A 22,195-nucleotide genomic window follows, 5' to 3' on the forward strand; every position below is an offset into this window, starting at 1 on the left:
GGCGTGCAAATCCTGTGCACCGGGAGTACGGCACCTGTAACGCTTCCGCGACTCTTCTTGCGCGTACGGTCACGGAACGGGCACCGAGCTTGACGTGTCGGTGCCCTGGGGCAGACTTGGCCGGGAATAGCACTTTCGATCAATGGGCAAGCCACGGCGAGCGGCAGCGCTGAGGGCCTGACGGGGGACGCAGAGAATGAGCCAGGACGGCGCGCAGGGCCGGTACGCGGGGCGGGCGCTCGCCGGTGGCCGCTATCAGCTGCGCGACTTGCTCGGCGAGGGCGGCATGGCCTCGGTCCACCTCGCCTACGACTCGGTGCTCGACCGGCAGGTCGCGGTCAAGACGCTCCACACCGAACTCGGCCGCGAACAGGCCTTCCGCGAGCGCTTCCGCCGCGAGGCCCAGGCCGTGGCCAAGCTCACCCACACCAACATCGTCTCGGTCTTCGACACCGGCGAGGACGACGTCGACGGCCTGACCACGCCGTACATCGTCATGGAGTACGTCGAGGGCCGCCCGCTCGGCTCGGTGCTCGACGAGGACGTGCGGCGGCAGGGCGCGATGCCCGCCGACAAGGCCCTGAAGATCACCGCGGACGTGCTGGCCGCGCTGGAGATCAGCCACGAGATGGGCCTGGTCCACCGCGACATCAAGCCGGGCAACGTGATGATGACCAAGCGCGGCGTCGTCAAGGTCATGGACTTCGGCATCGCGCGCGCGATGCAGTCCGGCGTCACCTCGATGACGCAGACCGGCATGGTCGTCGGCACTCCGCAGTACCTCTCGCCCGAACAGGCCCTCGGCCGCGGCGTGGACGCCCGCTCCGACCTGTACTCGGTCGGCATCATGCTCTTCCAACTGGTCACCGGACGACTGCCGTTCGACGCCGACTCGCCGCTGGCGATCGCGTACGCGCACGTGCAGGAGGAGCCGGTGGCCCCGTCCGCCATCAACCGCGCGCTGCCGCCGGCCGTCGACGCCCTGGTCGCCCGCGCGCTGAAGAAGAACCCGAACGAACGCTTCCCCACCGCCGTCGCCATGCGCGACGAGTGCCTGCGCGTCGCGGCCTCCTTCCAGCCCGCGCCGCCGAGCATCGTGCCCGGCACCCCCTCGCAGAGCGGCTCGGGCGTCGGCTCCGCGGTGTTCCCGCCGGTCGGCCAGAGCCCCCAGACCCCGGTGGGCAACGTCCAGACGCCGTACCAGCCGGCCCCGACACCCAACCCATACGGAACTCCCCAGACGCCCGCTCCGTCGTACGGCTATCCGCAGCAGGGCTACCGGACGCCCGCTCCGGCCTACGGTCACCAGCAGGGTCCGCAGACCCCGTCCGGGTACCCCACGAACCAGCAGGCCCCGGGCGCGTCCGGAGGCGGCCGCAGGAACAACGCGGGAGCGCTCGTCGGGTCGGCGATCGTGGCCGTCGCGGCCGTCGGCGCCCTGATCGGCACCCTCGCCTCCGGCGGCGGCGGTGGCGACGACAAGGACGGCGAACCCGTCACCATCGCCTCCACCTCGACGACGAAGGACACCGGCTACCGGGGCCCGGACACGTCCAAGACGATCGACACGAGCGAGTGCACGGAGCCGCAGGAGTCGTACAACGACCCCGACAAGATCCGGGTCCCCAGCTTCAAGTTCAAGAACATCGATTCGGTCAAGGCCTGTTTCCAGGCCGCCGGTTGGTCGATCAAGACGAAGGACCAGGACGAGAACACCTACGGCGACGGCACGGTCATGGACCAGTTCCCCTCCGCCGGGACGGACGTCGACCCGGAGAACATGCCGGAGATCGAGCTGAGCGTCTCCACGGGCAACCCGCCGTCCTGACCCCGGACGACCGAGAAGGGCCCGGCGTCGGTCGCCGGGCCCTTCCTCGTCGGTACGGACGCGCATCGGTTCCCCGGGCGGGGCCCTACAGGTACGGGCCGCCCGAACGGCCGCCCGCCCGCGGGTCCTCGGGACCCTCCGGACCACTCACCCCCGGCGGCAGGGCACGGCGCATCTGCTCCAACTGGGCCCGCGCGGCCATCTGCTGGGCGAACAGCGTGGTCTGGATCCCGTGGAACAGACCCTCCAGCCAGCCCACCAACTGAGCCTGCGCGATCCGCAGTTCCGCGTCGCTCGGGGTCGACCCCTCCGTGAACGGCAGGGAGAGCCGCTCCAGTTCCTCGACCAGCTCCGGCGCCAGGCCGTCCTCCAGCTCCTTCACCGAGCTCGAGTGGATCTCCTTGAGACGGACGCGGCTGGCCTCGTCGAGGGGAGCCGCACGCACCTCCTCCAGCAGCTGCTTGATCATGCTGCCGATCCTCATGACCTTCGCCGGCTGCTCGACCTGCTCGGTCACGGGGATCTCACGGGAGTCGTCGTCCGCGTCGATGCCACCGAGAGCCATGCCGTCCTGGCCTACGACCAGGATCTTCTGGGCGTTCTCCGGCGACCGTTCGTTCCTCGGCATCTCCATGCCGTCATTCTCTCGCACCCCTACACCTCATCATCGGGGCGCCCCCCGTGAAGGGCGATCGCCCGCTTTCCCGTCCGGCGCAGTCCGGAATGCGGCCCTCAATCCGTCATGTGAGGCTTGTGCCCTCATTGTGTGACGACTGGACACCGGGAGGGGGTCACGGGTGTGACTCCATGGCGGCGGGGGCTGTGCGGGGTGGGAGTGGGGACGGGGCTGCTGGTGGCCGTGCTGCCGTACGGAGGTGTGCGGGCGGACGCGGCGGTACCGGCGTACGGCTCCGGGGCGGCGTACGCGAGCAGCATCGCGCACGGGAGCGGGCCGACGGCCGGGAGCACGCCGGCGGACGAGGGCCGGCCGGTCTCCGGCCGTGGCCCGACGCACGCTTCTGGGGAGACCCACGGCTCTGGCGAGACGCACGGCTCTGGGGAGACCCGCGGTCCTGGTCCGGCAAGCGGCGACGGTCCGGCGTACGAGACCGGTCCCGCGCACGGCCGTCCCGCCTCGACGCCCTCGCAGGGTGCCGGGCACGAGCGCGTCCCGCCGTCGCCCGGCCCGCCGTCACCCGTTCCCGCGGCGGTGTCCCCGACCGCGTCGCCGTCCGCCCCGGACTCGGCGTCGCCCGACGGCCGCCGGGCCGGAAGCCGGGCCGGGGAGGGCCGGGCGCGCCCCGGCCGCACCCGGGAGACGGCCGGGACGGATCCCGAGGCCGTCGACGAGGACACGGACGCCGCTACGGATGCCGGTATGGACGCCGGTGTGGACGCCGACATGGACGCCGGTGACGAGGAGGGCTTCGCCGAGGAGACGACCGCCCCGGACGGGACTCCGCCCGGGGCCCGGCTCGTCCCCTCCGCGTCGCCGCGGGCCGCGGGGCGGACCGAGGCCGCCGAGGAGCGGCCCGTCGGACGCATGCTGCGGATCCTGCCCCTCGGCAGCGGTCTGGTCCTCATCGGCATGGGCCTCGGCCTCGGCCTCCTCGGCCTGCGGCTGCGCCGCGGCTGAGGCCGGTGGCGCCGGTTCAGCCGGTGACCAGCAGGACCTTGCCGACGTGCCCGCTGTCCTCGACGACCCGGTGCGCCGCGGCCGCGTCGCTCATCGGGAGTTCGCGGTCCACGACGGGACGGACCTGGCCGGCGGCGAGCAGCGGCCAGACGTGCTCGCGCACGGCCGCGACGATCGCCGCCTTCTCGCCGAGGGGGCGGGCCCGCAACGAGGTCGCGCTGATCGCGGCGCGCTTGCCGAGGAGCGCGCCGATGTTCAGCTCGCCCTTGACGCCGCCCTGCATGCCGATGATCGCCAGCCGGCCGTTGACGGCGAGGCTCTGGACGTTGCGGTCCAGGTACTTGGCGCCCATGTTGTCGAGGATGACGTCGGCGCCGGCACCGTCGGTGGCCTTCCCGATCTCGGCGACGAAGTCCTGCTCGCGGTAGTTGATCAGGATGTCCGCGCCCAGCTCGGCGCACCGCTCCAGCTTCTGCGCGCTGCCCGCGGTGACGGCGACCGTGGCACCGACGGCCTTGGCGAGCTGGATCGCCATCGTGCCGATGCCACTGGAGCCGCCATGCACCAGCAGCGTCTCGCCGGGACGCAGGTGGGAGACCATGAAGACGTTCGACCAGACCGTGCAGGCCACCTCGGGCAGCGCCGCGGCCCGCACGAGGTCGACCCCCTCGGGCACCGGCAGCAGTTGCCCGGCCGGTACGGCGACCTTCTCCGCGTATCCGCCGCCCGCGAGCAGAGCGCACACCTCGTCGCCGACGGCCCAGCCCGAGACGCCCGGACCGAGCGCGGCGATCCGGCCGGAGCACTCCAGACCGGGGTAGGGAGAGGCCCCCGGCGGCGGGTTGTAGAAGCCCTGCCGCTGGAGGACGTCGGCACGGTTGACGGCACTGGCCGCCACCTCGACCAGCACCTCGCCCTCGCCGGGCACGGGGTCGGGGACCTCGTCCCACACCAGCGCCTCGGGACCACCAGGTTCAGGAATCGTGATCGCATGCATGAGGGCGACGCTACCCCGCGGTGACCGGTCGCGGCCGTCCCGCCCGCCGGGCCGGCCCGCGGCGAGAATCCGGTGCGCGACCGATGAGTTCGTGCGGCGGTGGAGGTCTCCCCTGCATCATCCCGTGCGCGGAAGGGACACCACCACCATGAGCCAGCACACCGCCGGCCCGGCGATCGAGACCGCGGGCCTGGTGAAGACGTTCGGCGGGACCAGGGCCGTGGACGGCGTGGACCTCGCCGTTCCCGCCGGCACCGTCTACGGCGTCCTCGGTCCCAACGGCGCGGGCAAGACCACCACCGTGAAGATGCTCGCCACCCTGCTGCGGCCCGACGGCGGCCAGGCCCACGTCTTCGGCCACGACGTCGTCCGCGAGGCCGACGCGGTGCGCGGCCTGGTCAGCCTCACCGGCCAGTACGCGTCCGTGGACGAGGACCTCACCGGCGCCGAGAACCTGGTGCTGCTGGCCCGGCTCCTCGGGCACGCCAAGAAGGCCGCGCGCGAGCGGTCCGCACAGCTGCTGGAGGCCTTCGGGCTCACCAACGCCGCCTCGAGGCAGGTCAAGCACTACTCGGGCGGCATGCGCCGCCGTATCGACATCGCCGCGTCCATCCTGAGCACGCCCGACCTGCTCTTCCTCGACGAGCCGACGACCGGGCTCGACCCGCGCAGCCGCAACCAGGTGTGGGACATCGTGCGGGCGGTGGTCGCACAGGGCACCACCGTGCTGCTGACCACGCAGTACCTGGACGAGGCCGACCAGCTGGCGTCCCGCATCGCCGTCATCGACCACGGCAGGGTGATCGCCGAAGGCACCAAGGGCGAGCTGAAGGCGTCCGTGGGCGCCGGGTCCGTCCACCTGAGGCTGCGGGACGCCGAGCAGCGTCAGCGGGCCGCCGAGGTGCTGAGCCGGGTGCTGGACGCGCGGGTGCAGCACGACCCCGACCCGGTGGCCCTGACGGCCCGGCTGGCCGCGACGGCCGGTGACACGGCCGCCGAGCAGGCCGCCCGGGCACTCGCCGAGCTGGCCAGGACCGGCGTCACCGTCGACAACTTCTCGCTGGGACAGCCCAGCCTGGACGAGGTCTTCCTCGCCCTCACCGGACACGACACCCAGGCGGACGACGCCGTCGGGAACGAGGTGGCCGCATGAGCACCGCGACGACCAGGACGACGAACGAGAGCCGGGACCTCGCGCCGGTCCGCGCCGACTCCCTCGCGGCGCTGCTGGTCACCAAGGAGCGCCCACCGCGGCCGAGCGCCTGGTCGGCCTCCCTCACCTTCGGCTGGCGGGCCGTCCTCAAGATCAAACACGTGCCGGAGCAGCTGTTCGACGTCACGGCGTTCCCGATCATGATGGTGCTGATGTACACGTACCTCTTCGGGGGCGCACTGGCCGGCTCGCCCGGGGAGTACATCCAGTTCCTGCTGCCCGGCATCCTCGTGATGTCGGTCGTGATGATCACCATGTACACGGGCGTGTCGGTGAACACGGACATCGAGAAGGGGGTCTTCGACCGGTTCCGCTCGCTGCCGATCTGGCGGCCCTCGACGATGGTCGGCTATCTCCTCGGCGACGCCCTGCGCTACGCCCTCGCGTCCGTGGTGATGCTCACCGTCGGCATGATCCTCGGCTACCGGGCGGACGGCGGGGTCCTCGGGGTCCTCACCGGCATCGCCCTGCTGATCGTCTTCTCCTTCGCCTTCTCGTGGATCTGGACCATGTTCGGGCTGCTGCTGCGCACCGAGAAGTCGGTGATGGGCGTCAGCATGATGGTGATCTTCCCGCTGACCTTCCTGTCCAACGTGTTCGTCGACCCGAGGACCATGCCGGGCTGGCTCCAGGCGTTCGTGAACAACAGCCCGGTCACCCACCTCGCGTCCGCGGTGCGCGGGCTGATGGCCGGCGACCGGCCGACCGCCGAGGTCGCCTGGTCCCTGGGCTGGGCGGGACTGTTCGTGCTGGTCTTCGGGCCCGTCACGATGCGCCTCTACAACCGCAAGTAACGGTTGCGTCTCCACGACCGCGCAGCGCGGTTGCGCGGTGCGGCCGTGCGTAGGGCGTGCAGCCCGGTCAGAAGCGCAGTGCCTTCGGCGCCTCCGGCGGCACCCGCACGATGGTGACGAGTCGGTCCGTCAACTCCAGCACTCCGAGGGCCGGATCGTCGTAGGCCAGCACCCGGTGGCCGCGCACGACGCTCACCACCAGGTCGTCCGTCTCACGCGGGGCGCGTCCCGCCTCGGCCTTGGTGACCGGCCGCTCGACGAGGTCGAGGCCGCTGCCCTGATGGATGAGGTCCTCCATCACCCGGCCCGCCGCGGGGCTGAGCACGGACAGGCCGAGCAGCCGTCCGGCCGCTCCCGCGCTGGTGATGACCTCGTCGGCGCCGGACTGCTTCAGCAGCGGCGCGTTCTCCTCCTCCCGCGCCGCGGCCACGATCTTCGCCCGCGGATTGAGCTGGCGGGCCGTCAGGATCACGAGCACGGCCGTGTCGTCGCGTTCCGTCGCGATGATGATCCGGCCCGCCCGCTGCACCTCCGCCCGCCGCAGGACGTCACTGCGGGTACCGTCACCGACCACACCCTCGTAACCTTCAGCCGTCGCCGCGTCGATCATCCTGGCACCGGGATCGATCACGACGACCTGCTCCTTCCGCAGCCCCGCCGCACAGGCGGTCCGGATCGCGGACCGGCCTTTCGTGCCGAAACCGACGACGACAGTGTGGTCGCGCAAGGGGGACCTCCGGGTTGCTGGGCGAAAGCTCGGTACGCAAACGGGTGTCGCGTCCTGACGGGTGCGACTCCGCCAGGAACCATGGTGCCCACCGATCGGATCACCACCACAGGGGGCCACGCGATGCGAGACCACGAACGACATCCAGCCGGGCCGGGACGGCTCTCTCTCTTCCGGTCCCTGTGGTACCGCTCACGCGCCGAGGCACGGGACGACGCCGAGGCGGGCCGCTCCATCACGATGCCGTTGCAGAGCTCCCTGCCTCCGCTCCAGCAGGTGCTGCGGCGTCTCGCCCTCGCCCTGCTGGTGCTGTTGGTCACCACACTGATCGTCTACCTCGACCGCGGTGGCTACAACGACAACTCCGACAGCTCCGTCGATTTCCTCGACGCCGCCTACTACGCCACCGTCACCCTCTCCACCACCGGCTACGGCGACATCACCCCCGTCAGCGACTCGGCCCGGCTCGTCAACATCCTCGTCATCACGCCGCTGCGTGTGCTGTTCCTGATCATCCTGGTCGGCACGACCCTCGAAGTCCTCACCGAGCGCACCCGTCAGCAGGTCCGCATCCACCGCTGGCGCAGCCGCACCCACCGGCACGTCGTGGTCGTCGGCTACGGCACCAAGGGCCGGCACGCGGTGGAGACGCTCGTCGGGCAGGGCATCCCCAAGGAGCAGATCGTCGTGGTGGACGTCCAGAGCAAGGCCGCGCACGCGGCCGGGGACGACGGGCTGGTGTCGGTGGTGGGGGACGCCACCCGTTCGGAGACGCTGCTCAAGGCCGAGGTCGCCCACGCCTCCCGGGTGATCGTCGCCCCGCAGCGCGACGACACCGCCGCCCTGGTCACGCTCACCGCCCGCCAGCTGAACAGACGCGCCACGATCGTCGTCGCCGCACGGGAGGACGAGAACGTGCCGTTGCTCAAGCAGAGCGGCGCGGACACCGTGGTCACCAGCTCCAGCTCCGCCGGCCGGTTGCTGGGCGTCTCCATGGTCAGCCCGACCGTGGCCAGAACGCTGGAGGACCTCATGACCCTCGGCAGCGGCCTGGATCTCATCGAGCGCCCCGTCACCAGGCAGGAGGCCGGCAAGTCACCACGCGCCTCCACGGACCTGGTGGTGGCGGTCGTCCGCGGCAAGGACCTGCTGGACTTCGCCGACCCCCGCCTCACGCAGCTTCAGGCGGGGGACCGGGTGATCACAGTGAGCCGGGCGAAGGTGGCCGAACAGACGTGAACCAGGCTGCGGGCTTCCGAGGGCACGCCCTTTCCTCGGGATGTTTCACGTGAAACACGCCGTGGGGGACCATCAGGGTGTTTCACGTGAAACAACCGGATGACTCACCCTCTTCGGATGTTTCACGTGAAACAGGCATCGATCCCGGCCACCGCCCACGGAAGATCGAGCAGTTCCGTCTCCTGGCCGGCCCGTGCGCCCCCGGGCGGTACGACGGCGAGCGCGTCGGCCGCCGCGATGCCCCGCAGCATCGCCGGGCCGTTGTAGTGCAGCGGCACGGCGTGATCGCCCCGTAGGACGACCGGGACAAGCCGGGTGTCCCGCGGGTGACCGTGCGCCACCTCCCGCAGGGGCAGCGTGTACGGCTCCGGGGCAGGGCGGCCGGCGAGGGTGCGCAGCAGGGGCTCGGCGAGCGTGAGGAGCCCGGAGACGGCCGCGAGGGGGTTGCCCGGCAGGCCGACGAGGTATCGGTCCTGCGTGATCCCGGCCAGCAGCATCGGATGCCCGGGACGCACCTCGACACCGTCGACCAGCAGTCCGGCGCCGATGCGGCGCAGGGTGGGGTGAACATGATCGACGGGCCCCGCGGCCGTCCCGCCGGTGGTGACGATCAGATCGGCCGTGGACGTGGTGAGGGCCTGATGCAGGGCTTCCGCATCGTCGCCGAGCCTGCGCAGCGCCACCACCTCGGCACCCATCGCCCGCAGCCACGGCGGAAGCATCGGTCCGAGCGCGTCCCGGATGAGCCCGTCGTGCGGGCGCCCCTCGGTGAGCAGTTCGTCACCGAGGACGAGCACCTCGACCCGGGGTCGGGGGACCACGGCGAGCGTGTCGTATCCGGCGGCCGCGGCGAGCCCGAGCACGGCCGGGGTCACCACCGCTCCGGCGGGCAGCAACTGCTCACCGCTGCGGCACTCCTGGCCGCGCGGACGGATGTCCTGCCCGTGCTGGAGATCGCGGTCGGGGTGCAGCCGGCCCTTCTCGTCGGTGCGGCCGTGCTCACTGCGCAGTACCGCGGTCGTGTCCGGGGGGATCCGGGCGCCGGTGGCGATCCGGACGGCCTCGCCGTCGACGAGGCGTGCGGGTCCGGCATCTCCGGCCAGCACACCCTGGTCGCGCACGGCCCAGGGGCCGGGCCCGGCGACCGCCCAGCCGTCCATCGCGGAGGTGTCGAAGGAGGGCAGGTCGGTGAGGGCGGCGAGGGGAGCGGCCAGGACGAGGCCGAGGGCGTCTTCCAGGACCACGGAGACGGGCGTGCGGCGGGCGGCGAGGGAACGGGCGGCACGACCGGCGCGGGCGCGGGCGTCGGCCCAGGAGGTGACGGCGGCCTTCCCGTGGCGTGCTTCGTGGGCGGGGGCGGTGCCGTCGTGCGCGCCGTGCCCCTGGCCGTGCGAGCCGCGCTCCCCGCCGTGCGGGACCGCCGGGTCGGGTGTGGCGCCGGCGGACGGACGGACGGGTCGGTTGCCGTGCTTCACGAGGGCGAGCGCCTCCTCGACGTCGAGATCCTCTTCGGCGTCCTCACCGTTTCGGATGCCGGGGGCGGTCATCCGGCGTCCGGGCGCGTGTCGGGCGTGGCGTCGGGGGCCACGTCGGGCTGTCCCGGGACGGCCCCGGCACCGGAAGCGACGCCGTCCGTCCCACCGGCCCCACCGGCACCGTCGGCCTCCCCTGCTTCGTCCGCCCAGCGGATCGCCAGGGCGGCGGCCTTGCGGGTCGCCTCGGCGACGGCCTCCGGGCCTCCCCCCGCCCGCCCGGCGACGTAGCCCACCAGGAAGGTGGTCAGGGGAGCCGCCGGCCGGGCCACTCCGTGGGCGGCGTCGCGGGCGAGGTCGAGGAGAGCGCCGGTGTCGACCTCGAGATCGATGCCGAGCTCGTTCTTGACTGCGGAAATCCATTCGTCCAACACGTGACCATGCTCCCTGATGCGTGCTCTGGCGGCGGCGATGTCGTCCCAGGTGTCGCAGTCGAAGGACGCGACGGGGTCGGGGACGCGGGTGAGGTCGAGACCGGCGGTCAGCCGGCGCAGGGGCAGCCCCGTGAGGCCGCCGTGCTCCTCGCCGAGCGCCGCGAGTTCACGGCGCAGGGCGGACGTGCGGTAGGCGGCGACGAGCGGCTGGTCACGGCCGTCGGCGTCGGTGAGCAGCGCGCCCTCGGCGCCCTCGGCGTTCAGGGCGGTCAGCAGCCGGCGGACGGTGTCCGCGGCGAGGAACGGCAGGTCTGCGGAGAGGACGACGACGAAGTCCGCGGTGGCGTGGCGCAGCCCGGCGCCGAGTGCCGCCACCGGTCCCGCGCCGGGCGGATCCTCGCGTGCCCAGCGCACGGGCCGGACGGTCGGCCGCCGGTCCGCGACGACGACCGTGGTCCCGGCGTCGGCGCAGGCGCCGAGCACCCGGTCGAGCAGGGCGCGCCCGCCCACCGGCACACCGGGCTTGTCGGCGCCGCCCAGCCGGCGGGCACCGCCGCCGGCGAGCACGACGGCATCGTGACCGACGCCGTCGTGGCCGGGGACGCCGCCGGCACCCTGTTCGAAAGGCGCGGCGGCGTCCTGGTCGGGGCGATCGCCGGAGGTGACCGCCCACGGCTCGTTCGGAGTCACCCCTCGAGTATGCGCGGCACCCCGATCACGCGGAACGGCGGAGTGCCCCCACGGTCACAGGGTGCGCAGCAGCACCGCCGGTTGTTCCACGCAGTCCGCCACGTGGCGGAGGAAGCCGCCCGCCGTGCCGCCGTCGCACACCCGGTGGTCGAAGGTGAGCGAGAGCTGGACGACCTGGCGCACGGCCAGTTCGCCCTCGTGCACCCAGGGCTTGGGGATGATGCGGCCGACGCCGAGCATGGCGGCCTCGGGGTGGTTGATGATCGGCGTGGAGCCGTCGACGCCGAAGACGCCGTAGTTGTTCAGCGTGAACGTGCCACCGGTCAGGTCGGCCGGTGTGAGGGTGCCGGTGCGGGCCGCCTCGGTGAGCCGGGCGAACTCCGCGCCGAGGCCCTCGGTGTCACGGGCGTGCGCGTCGCGCACGACGGGCACCACGAGACCACGGTCCGTCTGGGCGGCGAAGCCGAGGTGGACGTGGTCCAGTCGGACGACCTCGCGGGCTTCCTGGTCGACGGTGGAGTTGAGCTCCGGGAAGCGGGCCAGGGCCGCGGTGCAGATCCGGGCCAGCAGCGCCAGGAGGGAGATCTTCGGCCCCCCGGCCGCGTTCATCGCCGCGCGGGCACGCATCAGCTCGGTCGCGTCCGCGTCGACCCAGCAGGTCGCGTCGGGTATCTCGCGCCGGCTGCGGGAGAGCTTGTCGGCGACGGCCCCGCGGACGCCCTTGAGCGGGATGCGGGTGCCGGCCGTGGCGGGGGCAGGGACGGGGGCGGGGGCGATGACCGCCGTCCCGGGGGCCACGCGCGGGTGCGGATCGGGCGTCGCCGTGGCGGTCCGGCCCTGCGCGGCCGCGGCCCGCAGCGCGTACTCCACGTCGGCCCGCAGGATCAGGCCGTCGGGACCGGAGCCGGTCAGCTCCCTCAGGTCGATGCCGTTCTCACGGGCCAGCCTGCGCACGAGGGGAGAGATCACCGCCACGGGGCCGTCCACCGCCTCCGCGGTCCGCACTCCCCCGTTCGCCGAGGCCACCGCCGGCGCCGCGGGCACGGCGGGGGCGGACACGGGAGCGGGGGCCGGCCGGTCCGGCCGCACCCTGCGGCGACGCGCGGGCGCCTCGGAGGTGCCGTACCCCACGAGGACGTTGCCCGAGCCCTTGCCGTCCGCGGCGGCCGGTGTGTCCCGAGTGCCCTCGGTGACCGGCCCGTCCGGGGCGTCCGTCGAGCCGCCGGAGGCCGGTTCGCCCACGGCGACCGTGATCAGCGGGGCGCCGACGGGCAGTTCCGTCCCCTCCTCGCCGAAGCGGGCGGTGACCACACCGCCGTAGGGACAGGGCACCTCGACCATGGCCTTGGCCGTCTCGACCTCGACGACCGGCTGATCGACGGCGACGACGTCACCGACCTCGACCAGCCAGCGGACGATCTCCGCCTCGGTGAGTCCCTCCCCGAGGTCGGGGAGCTTGAACTCCAGCACCTGTGCCATCAGCTCTCGGCCTCCCACTGCAGACGCGCCACGGCGTCCAGGATGCGGTCGACGCCGGGCAGGTGGTGGCGCTCCAGCATCGGCGGCGGATAGGGGATGTCGAACCCGGCGACGCGCAGCACCGGCGCTTCCAGGTGGTGGAAGCAGCGCTCCGTGACGCGGGCCGCGATCTCCCCGCCCGGGCCTCCGAAGGAGCCCGATTCATGGACGACGACCGCTCGTCCGGTCCGCCGCACCGAGGCGGTGACCGTCTCGTCGTCGAACGGCACCAGGGAGCGCAGGTCGACGACTTCGAGGTCCCAGCCCTCGGCCCGGGCCGCCTCGGCGGCTTCGAGGCACACGGGCACCGACGGCCCGTACGTGATGAGTGTGGCGCTCCGGCCCGAGCGCCGCACCACCGCGCGGCCGATGGGTTCAACGGCCGGCGGCTCCTCCGGGTTCCAGGAGTCCTTCGACCAGTACAGGCGCTTGGGTTCGAGGACGACGACCGGATCGTCCGAGGCGATGGCGGCGCGCAGCAGGCCGTAGGCGTCGGCGACCGTGGCGGGCGTGACGACGTGCAGCCCGGGGGTGGCCATGTAGTAGGCCTCGGAGGAGTCGCTGTGGTGCTCGACTCCGCCGATGCCGCCGCCGTAGGGGACGCGGATCGTGACGGGCAGCGGCATGCGGCCGCGGGTCCGGTTGCGCATGCGGGCGACATGGCTGACGAGCTGCTCGAACGCCGGGTAGGCGAAGGCGTCGAACTGCATCTCCACGACCGGGCGCAGGCCGTACATGGCCATGCCGACCGCGGTGCCGAGGATGCCCGCCTCGGCCAGCGGGGTGTCCGTGCAGCGGTCCTCGCCGAACTCCGCGGCGAGTCCGTCGGTGACCCGGAAGACGCCGCCGAGGGTGCCCACGTCCTCACCGAGGACGTGCACGGACGGGTCGGCTGCCATCGCGTCGCGCAGGGCGCGCGTGAGGGCCTGCGCCATGGTGGCGGGCTTGACGGCGACGGTGGTCATCAGTGCGTTCCTCCCTGCTCCGCCTCGATCTCGGCCTGCAGCAGGGCGCGCTGTTCACGAAGTTGCGTGGTGGGCTCGGCGTACACATGGGCGAAGAGCTCCATGGGGTCGAGCGGGGCGTCCTGGTTCATGCGGGCGCGCAGGTCGGCGGCCATGGTCTCGGCGGCGTCCCGGGCCGCCTGCCTCGTCTCCTCGTCGAGCAGCCCGCGCGCGGTCAGCTCGTGCTCCAGCAGGTCGATCGGGTCGTGCCCGCGCCAGGTCTCGACCTCGGCGTCGCCGCGGTAGCGGGTCGCGTCGTCGGCGTTGGTGTGGGCGTCCACGCGGTAGGTGATCGCCTCGACGAGCGTGGGACCGCCGCCCGCGCGGGCGTGCCGTACGGCGTCGGTGAGCACCTCGTGCACGGCGGCCGCGTCGTTGCCGTCGACCAGCCGGCCGGGCATGCCGTACCCGACGGCCTTGTGGGCCAGCGAGGGCGCGGCGGTCTGCTTGGCGAGCGGGACGGAGATCGCGAATCCGTTGTTCTGGACGAGGAAGACGACCGGCGCCCGCCAGACGGCGGCGAAGTTCAGCGCCTCGTGGAAGTCGCCCTCGCTGGTGCCGCCGTCGCCGACCATGGCGAGCGCCACCACGTCGTCGCCCTTGAGGCGGGCGGCGTGGGCGAGGCCCACGGCGTGCGGGAGCTGGGTGGCGAGCGGGGTGCTCAGGGGGGCCACGCGGTGCTCGTAGGGGTCGTAGCCGGTGTGCCAGTCGCCGCGCAGCAGCGTGAGGGCCTCCACCGGGTCCACGCCGCGGGCGACGACCGCGAGGGTGTCGCGGTAGCTGGGGAAGAGCCAGTCCTGCTCCTGCAGGACGAGGGCGGCGGCGACCTCGCAGGCCTCCTGGCCGGTGCTGGAGGGGTAGACGGCGAGGCGGCCCTGCTTGGTCAGGGCGGTGGCCTGCACGTTGTACCGACGGCCGCGCACCAGCTGGGCGTGGAGCCGGCGCAGCAGCTCCGGGTCGGCCTGCGCGGCCGCCTCGGTGCCGAGGACGCGGTACGGCTCCGCGTCGGGCAGCAGCGGCGCGGGGTCGGTGCGGGGCTGCCAGGCGGGCGGCGGTGTCGGCCGGTATCCGCCCCGCTGCTCCATGACCGTCATGACGGCACCTCCTCGTGGGGGTGGCTACGGGGGACGGATCGGCTGTGACCCGTCTCACCTACCGATTGTTCGGTCGTCGGCACATTTTGGCTACAGGGCCCCTCAGGCTGTGGACAAACGGTTCTCCACAACCTGAGATGAACGCAGGACGTCCACGACGAAGAGGTGGGGGGACATGACAGCTGAACAAATGGCCGAGAGTCCGGACGGCGGCTCACCACCGCGCACGGAGACCACGGCCCCGCCGCGCACGGAGACCACGGCCGCGGCGCGCACGGAGGGCAAGGCCCCGGCCCGCCCGCTCGACGCCATCGATCAGGACATCCTCAAGATGCTCCAGGCGGACGGCCGTGCCTCGATACGCTCGGTCGCCGAGCGGGTCCACGTGTCGCGCGCCAACGCCTACGCCCGCATCAACCGGCTCGTCGAGGACGGCGTGATCCGCGGCTTCGGCGCGCGCGTGGACCATGAGCGCGCGGGCCACGGGACGTCCGCCTACGTCACGCTGAAGATCGTCCAGAACTCCTGGCGCACGGTCCGCGAGCAGCTCAGGCGGCTGCCCGGCGCCTCCCACATCGCCCTGGTGGGCGGCGACTTCGACGTCCTGCTGCTGGTGCACACGCCCGACAACAGGTCGCTGCGCGAACTGGTGCTCACCCGCCTCCAGGCGATCCCGGAGGTGCTCAGCACGCGCACGCTGCTGGTGTTCGAGGAGGAGGACCTGGAGCCGCAGGGATGACCTCAGGCCTGCCGCAGCCCTGAGAACACCAGCCGGGCGACCGCGTCGCCCACCTCGCGCTCACCCATGCCCCGCCCGTCCGGGCGGTACCACTCGACGATCGAGTTGATCATGCCGAAGACGAGCCTGGTGGCGAGCCGCACCTCCACGTCGCCGCGTACGTCCCCGTCGGCGGCGGCCGCCCTCAGCAGCGCGGCCACCCGGTGGTCGAAGTCGCGCCGCCGCTCCAGCGCCCACCGCTCGGTACCGGTGTTGCCGCGCACCCGCAGCAGCAGCGTCACGTACGGCAGTTCGGAGATGAGCACCTCGACCATGCGCCGCACGACGTACTCCAGGCGCTCCACGGCACGTCCCCCGCGCGCGTGCTCCTCGTCGAGGATCGCGAAGAGGCCGTCCAGCGCCCGGCTCACCGCCCGCCGCAGCAGTTCCTCCTTGCCGCTGACGTGGTGGTATATCGACGACTTGGAGATGCCGGCCGCCTTGGAGAGGTGCTCCATGGAGGTGCCGTCGTAGCCGCGCTCGATGAAGACCTGCACGGCGACCGAGAGCAGGGTCTCCGGCGTGTACGTGTCGCGCTTGGCCGTGGTCATGGGGTGCCCTCCCGCTTGTCGGCGGAGTGTCCGTGGCGGTAGAGCGCGAGAGAGGGCGCGTAGCGGCCGGAGGGCTCGCGCAGGTGCAGCTCCTCCAGGAGGTCGTGGGCCCAGACCCGGCCGAGCCTGCGGCTCCACTCGAAGGGGCCGAGCGGGTAGTTGACCCCCAGGCGCATCGCGGTGTCGACGTCCTCCTCGGTGGCGACGCCCTTGGCGACGGCGTCGTGCGCGAGGTCGACGATCCGCGCGACCGTACGGGCGACGATCATGCCGGGGACGTCGCCGATGACGCTGACGTCCTTGCCGAGCGCCTGGAAGAGGCCGATCGCCTCCGACAGCGTCCGCTGGGGGGTGTCCTGGGACGCGGACACGGCGACGCGGGTGGCCTTGCGGTAGTCCAGGGCGAGGTCGAAGTAGACGACGTCCCGGAACTCCACCGAGGTCTGGCCGTCGGCGAGGGCGAGCTGGCCGCCGCTCGGCAGCACCAGGCGGGTGCCGCCGTCCTCGTCCTCCTCGCGGACCTGGATGCCCGCCTCGCGGATCATCGCGAGCAGCTCCGAGGCGGGCCCCAGGTCGCCCTCGGCGACCACGTACGCGGGCGGCCGGCGCTTCTCCGCGGTGTGCGGCTCGGCCCGCTCGGCGCCGTCGCGGTGGTCGAACCAGCCCTGCCCGGTCTTGCGGCCCAGACGGCCGGACTCGACCAGGCGCCGCTGGGACAGCGAGGGGGTGAAGCGCACGTCCTGGAAGAAGGACTGCCACACGGAGTGCGTGACGGACTCGTTGACGTCCTGCCCGATCAGGTCGGTGAGTTCGAACGCCCCCATCCGGAAACCGCCGGACTCGCGCAGGACCGCGTCGATGGTGGCCGGGTCGGCGCCCTGGGCCTCGTGGACCGCGAAGGCCTCGGCGTAGAAGGGCCGGGCGATGCGGTTGACGATGAACCCCGGGGTGTCGGCGCAGGCGACGGGCGTCTTGCCCCAGGCGCGGGCGGTCTCGTACGCGCGCGTGGCCGACGAGACGTCGGTGGCGAACCCGGAGACGACCTCGACCAGCGGCAGCAGCGGCGCCGGGTTGAAGAAGTGCAGACCGACGAGGCGGCCCGGGTTGCGCAGGGCGCCCCCGATGGCCGTCACCGACAGGGAGGAGGTGTTCGTGGCGAGCAGGCAGTCCTCGCCGACCACGTCCTCCAGGGCGCGCATCAGGTCCTGCTTGACGTCCAGCCGCTCCAGGACGGCCTCCACGACCAGCGCGCAGTCCGCGAGTCCGGCGAGGCCGTCCACGGGGGTGAGGCGGGCGCGGGCGGCGTCCCGCTCGGCGGCGGTGAGGCGGTCCTTCTCGACGAGCCGGTCGAGACGGGCACCGATCGTGGCGGCCGCTTCTCCCGCGCGCCCGGCGACGGCGTCGTACAGCCGCACGGGGTGTCCCGCGGTCAGCGCGACCTGGGCGATGCCCTGGCCCATGGTGCCGCTGCCGACGACGGCCACGGGGCTGCTGAGGTCGAGTGCTGTCATGTGCGCGATCCTCCCGCACGGGGTTTTCCACAGATGCGGCGGACCCCCTTGTCCCGACCGATCGTTCGGTTACTCTAACCCTGACTGCCCGTTCCTGTCCCTGTTTCCGTCCAGGTCCAGAGCTCGACGAAGAGTTCTCCAGACGAGGAGTTGGTCCCGCATGGCCGCCGAACTCACCGCTCACGCCTTGATCGCCAAGCACCGGCCCACCCTCGACCAGGCCCTGGAAGCGATCCGCACCCGCGCGTACTGGTCCCCGCACCCCGAGCACCCCAAGGCCTACGGCGCCGACGGCAGCCTGGACGCGGCGGCGGGCAAGGCGGCCTTCGACGGCGTCCTGGGCACCCGCCTCGACCTCGGCCAGCCCGGCACCGACGGCTGGGTGGGCGGCGAGGTCTCGCCGTACGGCGTCGAGCTGGGCGTCGAGTACCCGCACGCGGACGTCGACGAGCTGCTGCCCGCCATGAAGGCCGGTCAGCGCGCCTGGCGCGACGCGGGCGCGGAGATGCGCGCTGTGGTCTGCCTGGAGATCCTCAAGCGCGTCAGCGACCGGACCCACGAGTTCGCGCACGCGGTCATGCACACCTCCGGCCAGGCCTTCATGATGGCGTTCCAGGCGGGCGGCCCGCACGCCCAGGACCGCGGCCTGGAGGCGGTCGCGTACGCGTACGTGGAGCAGGTCCGCACGCCCGACACGGCGGAGTGGACCAAGCCGCAGGGCAAGCGCGACCCCCTGGTGCTGACCAAGCAGTTCACCCCGGTGCCGCGCGGGATCGCCCTGGTCATCGGCTGCAACACCTTCCCGACGTGGAACGGCTATCCGGGCCTGTTCGCCTCCCTCGCCACCGGCAACGCGGTCCTGGTGAAGCCCCACCCGCGCGCGGTGCTGCCGCTCGCGCTGACCGTGGCCGTCGCGCGCGAGGTGCTCGCGGAGGCGGGCTTCGACCCGAACCTGGTGGCGCTCGCCGCCGAGCGGCCCGGCGAGGGCATCGCCAAGACCCTGGCCACCCGCCCCGAGATCAGGATCATCGACTACACCGGATCGACCTCCTTCGGCGACTGGCTGGAGGCCAACGCCCGCCAGGCGCAGGTCTACACCGAGAAGGCCGGCGTCAACACGGTGCTCGTCGAGTCGGCCGCCGACTACAAGGGCATGCTGTCCAACCTGGCGTTCTCGCTGTCCCTGTACAGCGGCCAGATGTGCACGACCCCGCAGAACCTGCTGATCCCCCGCGACGGCATCCGCACCGACGAGGGGCCCAAGACCTACGACGAGGTCGTCGCCGACCTGGCCCGCGCGGTCGACGGCCTCCTCGGCGACGACGCGCGCGCGAACGCCCTGCTCGGCGCGATCGTCAACCCGGACGTGAAGGCCCGCCTGGAGGCCGCGGCCGGTCTCGGCGAGGTCGCCCTGGCCTCCCGCGAGGTGAGCAACCCCGAGTTCCCGGACGCCGTCGTGCGCACGCCCGTGATCGTCAAGCTCGACGCGGCCAAGCCCGACGACGAGGCGGCCTGCATGAGCGAGTGCTTCGGACCGGTCTCCTTCGCCGTCGCGGTCGATTCGGCGGCGGACGCCGTGGAACTGCTGCGGCGCACGGTCCGCGAGAAGGGCGCGATGACGGTCGGCGCGTACACGACCGACGAGGAGGTGGAGCGGGCCGTCCAGGAGGTCTGCCTCGAGGAGGCGGCGCAGCTCTCGCTCAACCTCACCGGCGGGGTGTACGTCAACCAGACGGCCGCCTTCTCCGACTTCCACGGCTCGGGCGGCAACCCGGCGGCCAACGCCGCGCTCACCGACGGCGCGTTCGTGGCGAACCGCTTCCGCGTGGTCGAGGTCCGCCGGGAGGCCTGAGACCCCGCGCCGGGCCTACGCGCGCGCGGCGCCCCCGGCCGGCGCCGGGCCCACGCGCGCGGCGCCCCCGGTCGCACTCCAGTGGTAGAGCGTCATGGCCACACTGGTGGCGAGGTTGTAGCTGGAGACCTGGGGGCGCATCGGCAGGGCCAGCAGGTGGTCGGCCCGCGCGCGCAGCGCCCCGGACAGCCCGCTGCGCTCCGAGCCGAAGGCGAGGACGGCGTCGTCCGGGAGCCTCACGCCCCGGATGTCCTCCCCTTCCGGGTCGAGCGCGAACACCGGCCCGGGCGGCAGCTCGTCGGCGGTCAGCCGCTCCACGGCGGTCGCGAAGTGCAGCCCGGCGCCGCCGCGCACCACGGTCGGGTGCCAGGGGTCGAGCGTGCCGGTGGTGACCACCCCGGTCGCCCCGAACCCGGCGGCCAGCCGGATCACGGCACCCGCGTTGCCGAGGTTGCGCGGGTCGTCGAGGACCACGACGGGCGCGGGGCGGGGCGTGCGGGCCAGCGCCCGCAGATTGGCCTCGCGGGAGGGCCGTACCGCCAGGGCGGCCACGGCGGTGGGATGCGGCCGCGGCACCAGCGAGGCGTAGACCGCCTCCGGCACCTCCGTCAGGAGGGACTCCAGTGCCGCCCCGACGTCGGGGGCGAGGTCGTCGGCGAGGGCGAGCGCCGCCCTCCGGTCCACGGCGACCGCCACCGGCACGTCGGCCCCGAAGCGCACGGCGTGCTTCACGGCGTGGAAGCCGTCGAGCAGCACACAGCCGTCGGCGAGCCGGCGCCACCGGCCGAGCGGATCGGGATCGGTCATGCCGAGAAGCCTACGCGGCTGGGCTCGGCCTCCTCGGACTCGTGTGCCCCCCGCTGCCCGGGCACCGCGGCACGGCGCCGCGGCAGCAACGCCTCCCACACGCGCGCGGCCCAGCCGCCCAGTCTCCGCAGGAACGACGTCGGCAGGAAGACCGCGTCCGCCGCGATCATCGCCAGCGAGAAGAACGGCAGCCCGAGGAGCACCGCGATCGCGGTGTGCTCGGTGATCATGGCGACGAGCAGGACGTTCTTCACCCGCCGGTTGAACAGGGTGAACGGGAAGGCGACCTGCACGACGACCGTCCCGTACGTCACGAGCATCACCATGGTGCCGCTGGACGACAGCAGGTCGCCGAGCACCGGCCAGGGGGAGAAGTAGTCCAGGTGCAACGGGTAGTAGGCGGCGGTGCCGTCCTGCCAGCGCGAGCCCTGGATCTTGTACCAGCCGGCCGTCGCGTAGATCAGACAGGCCTCCGCCATGATCACCAGCAGGGCGCCGTTGTGCAGGACGTCGGTGATCACGTCGAGCAGGACCCGGGGTTCCGCGGACGTCGCGAGGCGTCCGACGGCCCACCGCACGCCCAGCGCGCCCCACACCGTCCACAGGATCACCGGCACGGTCCAGTCGCCGTCGAGCCGGCCGCCCGCGGTCGCCGCGACCAGCACCACGCCGGACACGCTCCACAGGGCGGGCCCGACCCGGTCGGTGACGCGCTCCCCACGCGCGCGTGCCCCGGCCGCGCGCCGCTCCCGCCGCGCGTCCAGCGACCAGACCCGGCCGCAGCGCAGGAAGACCAGGTACATCGACATCAGGTGCAGGACGTTGTCGCCGCCGTCGCCCACGAAGACGCTGCGGTTCTGCAGCGAGAGCACGCCCACCATGAACAGCACCGACATGGCGCGGGTGCGCCAGCCCAGCAGCAGCAACAGGCTCGACAGGACCGACAGCGCGTACACCGTCTCGAACCAGCCCCGGCCGTCCGACCACATCAGGGCCGTGAAGGCTCCGTTGTCGTCGATCAGCCGCCGGGCCAGCTCCCAGCTCCACGGGCCGTCGGGACCGTACAGCTCCGCACGGTGGGGAAACTCGCGCAGCAGGAACAACAGCCAGGTCAGACTGAACCCGATGCGGACCACCGCGCTCTGGTACGGCCCGAGCGCCGACCCGGTGACGCGCGCGATCACGGCGGACAGCGACAGGGAGAACCGGTTCACCGCGCGCCTCCCTCGGTGTCACCGGCGGCCAGTGGCCACCAGGGCAGCACCCGGTAGACCGGCTTCGACGAGACCTCGTCGGTGCTCCAGGAGGGCGCCGGCACGTTGGTGGTGCGGGAGCGGACCTGGACGCGTTCCACGGTGCCGCCCCGGCCGGCTGCCTCGCCGCGTTCCAGCCGCAGCACGACGATGTTGCGCAGGTAGGTCTCGGCGAGGGTGCTGCGCGGGCCCGCCGAGCGGTTGTCGGAGTCGTGCGAGCCGACGTAGAAGTCCCAGGCGCGGCGCAGCTCGTTCTGCTGGGTGTGGCTCGGCACCAGGTTGCCGTCGATGCCCCGGCCGTCCTGGGCGGACAGGTCGAACCAGCCGGTGGTGCGCGCCGTGCCGTCGGCGGTGCGGACGTCGGCACGGACCTGGACGGCGATGTTCTGCTGGAGCGGGTTGGGCGCGAAGAGCTTCCAGTTCTGCTCGAACTCCGGGTAGACGTATTCGTCGATCGCCCTGCCGTGCTTCTTGGTGACCGTGTTGGACGGCGCGACGTGGAGGAACACCATGCCGACGTGGACGCAGACGGCGACCGCGACGACGGCGAGCGCCAGGGCGGCGACGACCTGGTAGCGCGGGGAGAGGGCGGCGACGCCACCCCGCGGCACGGCCCCGGCCGGGGGCCCGTCCGGCACGGCCTTGGCCGGGGGCCCGTCCGGCACGGCCCCGGCCCGGACGCCGGACAGGCCCTCCCGTATGTGCTGCTCCTCCGCCGGCGCCTCCGGCCCCCGCGGCGCCTCGCCCTCCCGCGGGGGGCCGGCGCCTCCGTCGTACGCGTTCATTCCGCCCCGTTC

General features: G+C 73.0%; 19 protein-coding genes and 1 pseudogene. 7 read left to right on the top strand and 13 right to left on the bottom strand.

All coding sequences use genetic code 11. The features are described from left to right. Window positions 1-196: 196 nt before the first annotated feature. Window positions 197-1,828 (top strand): protein kinase, encoded by a 1,632-nt coding sequence (locus ACF09K_RS09930; RefSeq protein WP_392242083.1) that lies wholly within the window; start codon window positions 197-199, stop codon window positions 1,826-1,828. Between the two features lie 85 nt (window positions 1,829-1,913). Here ACF09K_RS09930 and ACF09K_RS09935 read toward each other — a convergent pair whose 3' ends face one another. Further along, window positions 1,914-2,462 carry a bacterial proteasome activator family protein gene (locus ACF09K_RS09935; protein ID WP_392242085.1) on the bottom strand — a complete coding sequence of 183 codons (549 nt, stop codon included), beginning with the start codon at window positions 2,460-2,462 and terminating at the stop codon, window positions 1,914-1,916. 744 nt (window positions 2,463-3,206) lie between these two features. Between ACF09K_RS09935 and ACF09K_RS09940 the strand changes: the two genes are divergently transcribed. Beyond that, on the top strand, window positions 3,207-3,464 hold the full coding sequence (locus ACF09K_RS09940; RefSeq protein WP_392242087.1) for a hypothetical protein: 258 nt from the start codon (window positions 3,207-3,209) through the stop codon (window positions 3,462-3,464). 16 nt (window positions 3,465-3,480) lie between these two features. Here ACF09K_RS09940 and ACF09K_RS09945 read toward each other — a convergent pair whose 3' ends face one another. Next, complete coding sequence (locus tag ACF09K_RS09945) at window positions 3,481-4,461, bottom strand: NAD(P)H-quinone oxidoreductase (RefSeq protein WP_392242089.1); 981 nt, start codon at window positions 4,459-4,461, stop codon at window positions 3,481-3,483. A gap of 148 nt (window positions 4,462-4,609) precedes the next feature. Between ACF09K_RS09945 and ACF09K_RS09950 the strand changes: the two genes are divergently transcribed. Both ACF09K_RS09950 and ACF09K_RS09955 read left to right on the top strand, forming a co-directional pair. Continuing rightward, window positions 4,610-5,614 (top strand): ATP-binding cassette domain-containing protein, encoded by a 1,005-nt coding sequence (locus tag ACF09K_RS09950; RefSeq protein WP_392242091.1) that lies wholly within the window; start codon window positions 4,610-4,612, stop codon window positions 5,612-5,614. Next, entirely contained in the window at window positions 5,611-6,468 is an 858-nt protein-coding gene (locus ACF09K_RS09955; protein WP_392242093.1) for an ABC transporter permease, read from the top strand. The genes ACF09K_RS09950 and ACF09K_RS09955 overlap by 4 nt, the downstream gene beginning before the upstream one ends. A gap of 67 nt (window positions 6,469-6,535) precedes the next feature. Here the strand turns inward: ACF09K_RS09955 and ACF09K_RS09960 are convergent. Further along, window positions 6,536-7,204 (bottom strand): annotated as a pseudogene (locus ACF09K_RS09960) (potassium channel family protein); the annotation flags it as partial. A 114-nt stretch (window positions 7,205-7,318) separates the two neighbouring features. Between ACF09K_RS09960 and ACF09K_RS09965 the strand changes: the two are divergent. After that, window positions 7,319-8,434: a potassium channel family protein gene (locus tag ACF09K_RS09965; RefSeq protein ID WP_392242095.1), complete on the top strand. Its 1,116-nt coding sequence runs from the start codon at window positions 7,319-7,321 to the stop codon at window positions 8,432-8,434. 122 nt (window positions 8,435-8,556) lie between these two features. Here the strand turns inward: ACF09K_RS09965 and ACF09K_RS09970 are convergent, their stop codons facing one another. The 5 genes from ACF09K_RS09970 to pdhA all read right to left on the bottom strand — a co-directional run bounded on the left by ACF09K_RS09970 (window position 8,557) and on the right by pdhA (window position 14,646). Then, the gene (locus ACF09K_RS09970) at window positions 8,557-9,981 is read right to left on the bottom strand and encodes a molybdopterin molybdotransferase MoeA (protein WP_392242097.1); all 1,425 of its coding nucleotides are present in this window, start codon (window positions 9,979-9,981) and stop codon (window positions 8,557-8,559) included. Next, window positions 9,978-10,907, bottom strand: a complete 930-nt coding sequence (locus tag ACF09K_RS09975; protein WP_392242437.1) for an NTP transferase domain-containing protein — start codon at window positions 10,905-10,907, stop codon at window positions 9,978-9,980. The genes ACF09K_RS09970 and ACF09K_RS09975 overlap by 4 nt, the downstream gene beginning before the upstream one ends. Before the next feature lie 177 nt (window positions 10,908-11,084). Then, window positions 11,085-12,509, bottom strand: a complete 1,425-nt coding sequence (locus ACF09K_RS09980; RefSeq protein ID WP_392242099.1) for a dihydrolipoamide acetyltransferase family protein — start codon at window positions 12,507-12,509, stop codon at window positions 11,085-11,087. After that, window positions 12,509-13,513 carry an alpha-ketoacid dehydrogenase subunit beta gene (locus ACF09K_RS09985; protein ID WP_392242101.1) on the bottom strand — a complete coding sequence of 335 codons (1,005 nt, stop codon included), beginning with the start codon at window positions 13,511-13,513 and terminating at the stop codon, window positions 12,509-12,511. The genes ACF09K_RS09980 and ACF09K_RS09985 overlap by 1 nt, the downstream gene beginning before the upstream one ends. After that, on the bottom strand, window positions 13,513-14,646 hold the full coding sequence (pdhA, locus tag ACF09K_RS09990; protein ID WP_392242103.1) for a pyruvate dehydrogenase (acetyl-transferring) E1 component subunit alpha: 1,134 nt from the start codon (window positions 14,644-14,646) through the stop codon (window positions 13,513-13,515). Before pdhA ends, ACF09K_RS09985 begins: the two co-directional genes overlap by 1 nt. Window positions 14,647-14,821: 175 nt before the next feature. On the opposite strand from pdhA, the gene ACF09K_RS09995 reads away from it, so the two are divergent. After that, on the top strand, window positions 14,822-15,385 hold the full coding sequence (locus ACF09K_RS09995; protein ID WP_392242105.1) for an Lrp/AsnC family transcriptional regulator: 564 nt from the start codon (window positions 14,822-14,824) through the stop codon (window positions 15,383-15,385). Between the two features lie 2 nt (window positions 15,386-15,387). Here ACF09K_RS09995 and ACF09K_RS10000 read toward each other — a convergent pair whose 3' ends face one another. Together ACF09K_RS10000 and ACF09K_RS10005 are read right to left on the bottom strand one after the other, a co-directional pair. Then, window positions 15,388-15,975 carry a TetR/AcrR family transcriptional regulator gene (locus ACF09K_RS10000; RefSeq protein ID WP_392242107.1) on the bottom strand — a complete coding sequence of 196 codons (588 nt, stop codon included), beginning with the start codon at window positions 15,973-15,975 and terminating at the stop codon, window positions 15,388-15,390. Continuing rightward, a complete protein-coding gene (locus tag ACF09K_RS10005) occupies window positions 15,972-17,486 on the bottom strand; it encodes a 3-hydroxyacyl-CoA dehydrogenase (protein ID WP_392242109.1) in 1,515 nt (504 codons plus the stop codon). Before ACF09K_RS10005 ends, ACF09K_RS10000 begins: the two co-directional genes overlap by 4 nt. Before the next feature lie 160 nt (window positions 17,487-17,646). Here ACF09K_RS10005 and paaN point away from each other — a divergent pair, with 160 nt between their 5' ends. Then, window positions 17,647-19,338, top strand: a complete 1,692-nt coding sequence (gene paaN / locus ACF09K_RS10010; RefSeq protein WP_392242111.1) for a phenylacetic acid degradation protein PaaN — start codon at window positions 17,647-17,649, stop codon at window positions 19,336-19,338. 15 nt (window positions 19,339-19,353) lie between these two features. On the opposite strand, the gene ACF09K_RS10015 is transcribed toward paaN, so the two are convergent. Genes ACF09K_RS10015 through ACF09K_RS10025 form a run of 3 tightly spaced genes read right to left on the bottom strand, consistent with a single transcriptional unit; the run spans window position 19,354 to window position 22,183 of the window. Beyond that, window positions 19,354-20,145 (bottom strand): TrmH family RNA methyltransferase, encoded by a 792-nt coding sequence (locus ACF09K_RS10015; protein ID WP_392242115.1) that lies wholly within the window; start codon window positions 20,143-20,145, stop codon window positions 19,354-19,356. Then, entirely contained in the window at window positions 20,142-21,359 is a 1,218-nt protein-coding gene (locus ACF09K_RS10020; protein ID WP_392242117.1) for an HTTM domain-containing protein, read from the bottom strand. The genes ACF09K_RS10015 and ACF09K_RS10020 overlap by 4 nt, the downstream gene beginning before the upstream one ends. Beyond that, entirely contained in the window at window positions 21,356-22,183 is an 828-nt protein-coding gene (locus ACF09K_RS10025) for a DUF5819 family protein (protein ID WP_392242119.1), read from the bottom strand. The genes ACF09K_RS10020 and ACF09K_RS10025 overlap by 4 nt, the downstream gene beginning before the upstream one ends. Between the last annotated feature and the right edge of the window lie 12 nt (window positions 22,184-22,195).

Source organism: Streptomyces sp. NPDC014882 (assembly GCF_043081325.1).
Taxonomy (GTDB): Bacteria; Actinomycetota; Actinomycetes; order Streptomycetales; family Streptomycetaceae; genus Streptomyces.

Excerpts from the sequence above, each read along its gene's own strand:
- ACF09K_RS09985 (WP_392242101.1), bottom strand. The coding sequence starts at position 13,513 with ATGACCACCGTCGCCGTCAAGCCCGCCACCATGGCGCAGGCCCTCACG.
- pdhA (WP_392242103.1), bottom strand. The coding sequence starts at position 14,646 with ATGACGGTCATGGAGCAGCGGGGCGGATACCGGCCGACACCGCCGCCC.
- ACF09K_RS09930 (WP_392242083.1), top strand. The coding sequence starts at position 197 with ATGAGCCAGGACGGCGCGCAGGGCCGGTACGCGGGGCGGGCGCTCGCC.
- ACF09K_RS09950 (WP_392242091.1), top strand. The coding sequence starts at position 4,610 with ATGAGCCAGCACACCGCCGGCCCGGCGATCGAGACCGCGGGCCTGGTG.
- ACF09K_RS10000 (WP_392242107.1), bottom strand. The coding sequence starts at position 15,975 with ATGACCACGGCCAAGCGCGACACGTACACGCCGGAGACCCTGCTCTCG.
- ACF09K_RS09955 (WP_392242093.1), top strand. The coding sequence starts at position 5,611 with ATGAGCACCGCGACGACCAGGACGACGAACGAGAGCCGGGACCTCGCG.
- ACF09K_RS09940 (WP_392242087.1), top strand. The coding sequence starts at position 3,207 with ATGGACGCCGGTGTGGACGCCGACATGGACGCCGGTGACGAGGAGGGC.
- ACF09K_RS10025 (WP_392242119.1), bottom strand. The coding sequence starts at position 22,183 with ATGAACGCGTACGACGGAGGCGCCGGCCCCCCGCGGGAGGGCGAGGCG.
- ACF09K_RS10015 (WP_392242115.1), bottom strand. The coding sequence starts at position 20,145 with ATGACCGATCCCGATCCGCTCGGCCGGTGGCGCCGGCTCGCCGACGGC.
- ACF09K_RS10005 (WP_392242109.1), bottom strand. The coding sequence starts at position 17,486 with ATGACAGCACTCGACCTCAGCAGCCCCGTGGCCGTCGTCGGCAGCGGC.
- ACF09K_RS09965 (WP_392242095.1), top strand. The coding sequence starts at position 7,319 with ATGCGAGACCACGAACGACATCCAGCCGGGCCGGGACGGCTCTCTCTC.
- paaN (WP_392242111.1), top strand. The coding sequence starts at position 17,647 with ATGGCCGCCGAACTCACCGCTCACGCCTTGATCGCCAAGCACCGGCCC.
- ACF09K_RS09945 (WP_392242089.1), bottom strand. The coding sequence starts at position 4,461 with ATGCATGCGATCACGATTCCTGAACCTGGTGGTCCCGAGGCGCTGGTG.
- ACF09K_RS09995 (WP_392242105.1), top strand. The coding sequence starts at position 14,822 with ATGACAGCTGAACAAATGGCCGAGAGTCCGGACGGCGGCTCACCACCG.
- ACF09K_RS09970 (WP_392242097.1), bottom strand. The coding sequence starts at position 9,981 with ATGACCGCCCCCGGCATCCGAAACGGTGAGGACGCCGAAGAGGATCTC.
- ACF09K_RS09935 (WP_392242085.1), bottom strand. The coding sequence starts at position 2,462 with ATGGAGATGCCGAGGAACGAACGGTCGCCGGAGAACGCCCAGAAGATC.
- ACF09K_RS09980 (WP_392242099.1), bottom strand. The coding sequence starts at position 12,509 with ATGGCACAGGTGCTGGAGTTCAAGCTCCCCGACCTCGGGGAGGGACTC.